This window comes from Ornithinibacter sp., assembly GCF_035443565.1.
Taxonomy (GTDB): domain Bacteria; phylum Actinomycetota; class Actinomycetes; order Actinomycetales; family Dermatophilaceae; genus Fodinibacter.
On sequence record NZ_DAORSO010000037.1, the window covers coordinates 11,826 to 17,262 of the forward strand.

The window sequence follows — 5,437 nt, forward strand, 5'->3', positions numbered from 1 at the left end:
CCCTGGTCATGCTCGCGATCCTCGTGCCGACGATGACCTGGGTGCGCCTGCGCCTTCCCGGACTGTCGCGCACGGTTGAGTTCATCTGCCTGCTGCCGCTCACCGTGCCGGCCATCGTGCTGGTCGTGGGCCTGACGCCCGTCTACGCCTGGGTGTACTACTTCGTCGGCTCGTCGACGCTGTGGCTCTCGCTCGCCTACGTCGTGCTCGTCCTGCCCTACGCCTACCGGTCGTTGGATGCCGGTCTGCGCGCCATCGACGTGCGCACCCTCTCCGAGGCCGCGCGGTCACTCGGGGCATCGTGGTTCACCGTCATGCGCCGGATCGTGCTGCCGAACCTGCGTTCGGCCGTGCTCTCGGCGTCGTTCCTGTCGGTGGCCCTGGTGCTCGGGGAGTTCACCATCGCCAGCCTGTTCAGCAAGAAGAACCTCCAGGTCGCGATGTACGAGCTCGGCAAGTCCGACGCGAAGATCTCGGTCGCCGTCGGGCTGGTCTCGCTGGTGTTCGCCTTCGTCGTGCTGTTCGCGATGTCCTTCGTCGGCAGCAGCCCTGCCGGCACCTCCCCCCTCGCCCGATTCCGGCGCACCCGCGTCGACCGCAAGGAGCCAGCCGCATGACCGACTCCCCCCGTGGCACCCCCGTCCAGCTCACCGAACTGCGCCGTTCCTACGGTGGCGTCGCAGCGCTCGACGGGCTGACGCTGCACATGGAGCCGGGCGAGTTCGTCGCCCTGCTCGGCCCCTCCGGCTGCGGCAAGACCACCGCCCTGCGGTGCCTGGCCGGCCTCGAGGACCCCGACTCGGGCACCATCGTCGTCGGCGGCAACGACCTGACGAAGGTGCCGACGAACAAGCGCGACATGGGGATGGTCTTCCAGGCGTACAGCCTCTTCCCCCACATGACCGCCCGGCAGAACGTCGAGTTCGGCCTCGAACTGCGCGGCCGGGACAAGGCCGCACGCCGGGCCCGCGCCGCCGAGATGCTCGACCTCGTGGGGCTGGGCAAGCACGCCGACAAGTTCGCCCACCAGATGTCCGGAGGCCAGCAGCAACGTGTGGCCCTGGCCCGGGCCCTGGCCATCGAGCCGCAGGTGCTCCTGCTCGACGAGCCGCTCTCGGCCCTGGACGCGAAGGTGCGCACCCAGCTGCGTGACGAGATCCGGCGCATCCAGCTCGAGGTCGGAACGACCACCCTGTTCGTCACGCACGACCAGGAGGAGGCGCTTGCCGTCGCAGACCGGGTCGGTGTCATGAGCGTGGGCAAGCTCGAGCAGCTCGCGCCACCGGCCGAGCTCTACTCGGCGCCGAAGACCCCCTTCGTCGCCGACTTCGTCGGGCTCACCAACCGCATCCGCGGCGAGGTGGCCGGCGAGACCGCCCACCTGCTCGGTGGCTCCGTGCCCCTGCTGCCCGGTTCCTCCTCGGGGCCGAGCGCCCTGGTCCTGGTGCGACCCGAAGGGGTGCGCATCGCGCACGACGACGGCGGGACGGCATCCGTCGTGAGCGCGAGCTTCCTCGGCGGACACGGCCGGGTCATCGCTCGCATCCCCGACGGCACGCTCGTCACGGTGCAGGTGCCCAACACCGACGTCACGACGTTCCGCCCGGGCGACCGGGTGACCCTGTCGCCCCGTGGGGACGCCGCCCTCGCCGTCGCCGACTAGAGGCAACGACTTCGTGCGACTTCGGTGCGGGTTTTCGGCTCAGGAGGCGCGAAACCCGCACGGAAGTCGCACGAAGTCGGGGTGAGGGGGCAGACGGCGGATGCCGGGTACAGCGACTGTCGCTGTACCCGGCATCCGTCAGTTGGGTGCTGCGGAGACCTCAGTGGGTCACTTCGGCATGAGCACCGCGTCGATGACGTGGATGACGCCGTTGCTGGCCTCGACGTCGGTCGCCGTCACGTTGACGGTATTGCCGGCCACGTCGGTCAGCGAGACCTTGTCGCCGTCGACGTTGACGGTCAGCTCGCCGCCCTGGACGGTCGCGACCTTCTGGCCGTCGAGCTTGACGACGTCAGCGGCCATGACCTTGCCGGGCACGACGTGGTAGGTGAGGATCTGGGTCAGGTCACCCTTGGGGTCCTTCAGGAGGGTGTCGACCGTGCCGGCCGGCAGCTTCTCGAAGGCGGCGTCGGTCGGGGCGAACACCGTGAACGGGCCGGTGCCCTTGAGGGTGTCGACGAGCTCGGCAGCCGTCAGGGCGGCAGCCAGGGTCGTGAAGTCGCCGGCCGCGACCGCGGTGTCGACGATGTCGGACGCCGCCATGGTCTCGCTCGGCGACGGGGAGGGCGCCTCGGTGGTGGCGGCCGCGGAAGCGCTGGAGGCTGCGGGCTCGGCCTCGTCGCTCCCACAGGCGGCGGTGGTCAGGGCGAGGGCCAGGACGGCGGCCACGGGAAGGATGCGTCGCATCGGAGGAGTCCTTTCGGGGGGTGAAGCTCTGGGTTGGTCTGACACCCCTTCTTCCGCGGGGACCCCGGGCTTGGATGCACCTTCTTCGACAAAGTTTTGACGTAGGTGCAGATGGGCTCGGGTCGGTACGCTGCGCAGCGTGACCGACAACGCCGCCGCCCACGCCCTGTCCGACCCCGCGACCGACCCGTTCGCCGTCGCCGATGCCGCGGCAGCGGTCATCCGCGAGCGCACCGGGGTGGCGGCGCACGACGTCGCCCTCGTGCTGGGATCGGGCTGGGGGCAGACCGGTGACCTCATCGGCGAGACCCTCGCGACGATCGACAACACCGACGTCCCCGGGTTCGCCAAGGCCGCCGTCGCCGGCCATTCGGGCGTCATGCGCTCGGTCGCCATCGGAGACACGGGTCGCCGCGCCCTGGTCTACGGCACCCGCACCCACTACTACGAGGGCCACGGCGTGCGTGCGGTGGTGCACGGCATCCGCACCGCAGCGGCCGCGGGGTGCCGCACCGTCGTCATCACCAACGGCTGCGGCGGGTTGCGCGAGGAGTGGGCGCCGGGCACCCCCGTGCTCATCAGCGACCACATCAACCTCACCGCCACCTCCCCCATCGAGGGCGCGAACTTCGTCGACCTCACCGACGTGTACTCCCCGCGGCTGCGCGCCATCGCCAAGGAGATCGACCCCGACCTCGACGAGGGCGTCTACGTGCAGTTCCGCGGGCCGCACTACGAGACCCCCGCGGAGGTGCGCATGGCCGGCATCCTCGGCGGTGACCTCGTCGGCATGTCGACCTCGCTCGAGGCGATCGCCGCCCGCCAGAGCGGGCTCGAGGTGCTTGGCATCTCGCTCGTGACCAACCCGGCCGCCGGCATCTCCAAGACGCCGCTCAACCACGAAGAGGTCCTCGAGGCCGGCCGCGAGGCCGCGCAGCGTTGCGGACGCCTCCTCGCCGCCGTCGTCGCCAAGATCTGAGGATGCCGTGAGCGCTCACCTGACCGACCTGCTCGCCGCCGCCCGCGCCTGGGCAGCCGACGACCCGGATGCCGTGACGCGCGACGAGCTCGTCGGCCTCGCCGACGCCGCGGAGGGCGGCGACGAGGGCGCGGCCACGGAGCTGGCCGATGCCATGGCCGGGATGCTCGAGTTCGGCACGGCCGGTCTGCGCGGGAAGCTCGGTGGGGGCAACAACCGGATGAACCGGGCCGTGGTCATCCGGGCGGCCGCCGGGCTCACGGCCTACCTGAAGACGCTGAACCCCGAGCCGTTCGTGGTCGTGGGCTTCGACGCCCGCACGAACTCGGACGTCTTCGCCCGTGACACCGCGGCCGTCGTCGTCGCCGCCGGTGGGCGGGCGGCGATCCTCAACCGCACCATGCCGACGCCGGTGCTCGCCTACGCGATCCGCTGGCTCGGGGCGGATGCCGGTGTCATGGTCACCGCCTCGCACAACCCCCCGCAGGACAACGGCTACAAGGTCTACCTCGGCGACGGGTCACAGATCGTCTCGCCGGTCGACGCCCTCATCGCCGAGCAGATCGCGCAGGTCTCGTCGGTGGCGGGCGTGGCCCGGGCCGACGACGGCTGGGAGACCCTCGGCGACGACGTGTGGCAGGACTACCTGCGCGACGCCGCCGCCGTGGTCGAGCACGGCGCCGCGGCCGAGCTGTCGGTCGTGCACACCGCGCTGCACGGGGTCGGCACCGAGACCGTGCTGGCCGCCTTCGAGCGGGCCGGGTTCTCGGCGCCCAACGTCGTGGAGAGCCAGGCCCAGCCCGACCCGGCCTTCCCGACGGTGTCCTTCCCCAACCCCGAGGAGCCGGGCGCGATCGACGCCGCCATCGAGCTCGCGGAGCAGACCGGACCGGACGTCGTCATCGCCAACGACCCGGATGCCGACCGCTGTGCGGCCGCGGTGCCGGGCCCCGGTGGCTGGCGGATGCTGCGCGGTGACGAGGTCGGTGCCCTGCTCGGGGCGCACCTGCTCGCCAAGGGTTCTGCGGCCGGGGTGCTGCCCGACTCGGCGGAGTGCGTGTTCGCCAACTCGATCGTCTCCTCGCGGCTGCTCGCCGCGATGTGCCGGGCGGCCGGGGTACGTCACGAGGAGACCCTGACCGGCTTCAAGTGGATCTCCCGGGTGCCCGGGCTGCGCTACGGCTACGAGGAGGCGCTCGGCTACTGCGTCGACCCGGCGCAGGTGCGCGACAAGGACGGCGTCAGCGCCGCGCTGCTCTTCGCCGAACTGACCGCGGGCCTGAAGGCCGGGGGCCGCAGCGTCGACGACCTGCTCGACGACCTGGCCCGGGCCCACGGGGTGCACGCCACCGACGCCTTCTCGGTGCGCGTCGAGGACCTCTCGCTCATCGGCGAGATCATGGCGCGGCTGCGCGCCACCCCGCTCACCTCGGTGGCGGGGGTCGACGTCGCCCGGGCCGACGACCTCGCGCAGGGCGATGGTGGGCTGCCCCCGACCGAGGGGCTGCGCTACTACCTGGCCGACGAGTCGCGGATCATCGTGCGCCCCTCGGGCACCGAGCCCAAGCTCAAGGTCTACCTCGAGGTCATCGAGCCGGTCGGGGCCGAGGAGGAGGTCAAGGCCGCGCGAGGTCGCGCTGGGAGCCGGCTGGCCGGCATCCGGGCCGACCTGGAGGCCGCCACCTCGATCTAGCGGGTCCGCACTGACCGTCTGCGCAGGACCTGCCCACGGCTCGACGGCCGCCCCCGCGGGCACGAAGGTGCGCGCGAGCCAGCCGAACCACCGGTCGCTGTGGGTTGCGGCGCCGACGAGCCCCAGCACGGGGCCGAGGTCTGGTTGACGAGCAGCGACGTCACCCCCAGCGCGACCGCGGCCCCGACCGCGAGCGCCCAACCGCGCCGGGACGCCGCGCCGTTGAATCCCCCACCCATCGCTCGACCCTACGTCAGGTCGGTACCCGCACCTCTGGGCGACGTCGACAGTCGAGAGGACGCAACACGCAGGCCGTGAGGCGCCGTTCCCTGCGTGTTGCCTTCTCTCGACGGGC

The 5,437-nt window shown here is 71.8% G+C and carries 5 protein-coding genes; 4 read left to right on the forward strand and 1 reads right to left on the reverse strand.

Going from position 1 to position 5,437, the window contains the following annotated elements:
* Positions 1–617 (forward strand): ABC transporter permease (locus PLL68_RS06280; RefSeq protein WP_324532692.1); only part of this gene is annotated, 617 nt, incomplete at its 5' end.
* A complete protein-coding gene (locus PLL68_RS06285) occupies positions 614–1,663 on the forward strand; it encodes an ABC transporter ATP-binding protein (protein WP_324532694.1) in 1,050 nt (349 codons plus the stop codon). The genes PLL68_RS06280 and PLL68_RS06285, both read left to right, overlap by 4 nt.
* A gap of 168 nt (positions 1,664–1,831) precedes the next feature.
* Here the strand turns inward: PLL68_RS06285 and PLL68_RS06290 are convergent, their stop codons facing one another.
* A complete protein-coding gene (locus PLL68_RS06290; protein WP_324532696.1) occupies positions 1,832–2,410 on the reverse strand; it encodes a fasciclin domain-containing protein in 579 nt (192 codons plus the stop codon).
* A 139-nt stretch (positions 2,411–2,549) separates the two neighbouring features.
* Here PLL68_RS06290 and PLL68_RS06295 point away from each other — a divergent pair, with 139 nt between their 5' ends.
* Complete coding sequence (locus tag PLL68_RS06295) at positions 2,550–3,389, forward strand: purine-nucleoside phosphorylase (RefSeq protein WP_324532698.1); 840 nt, start codon at positions 2,550–2,552, stop codon at positions 3,387–3,389.
* A 7-nt stretch (positions 3,390–3,396) separates the two neighbouring features.
* On the forward strand, positions 3,397–5,082 hold the full coding sequence (locus PLL68_RS06300; RefSeq protein ID WP_324532700.1) for a phospho-sugar mutase: 1,686 nt from the start codon (positions 3,397–3,399) through the stop codon (positions 5,080–5,082).
* Positions 5,083–5,437 lie beyond the last annotated feature (355 nt).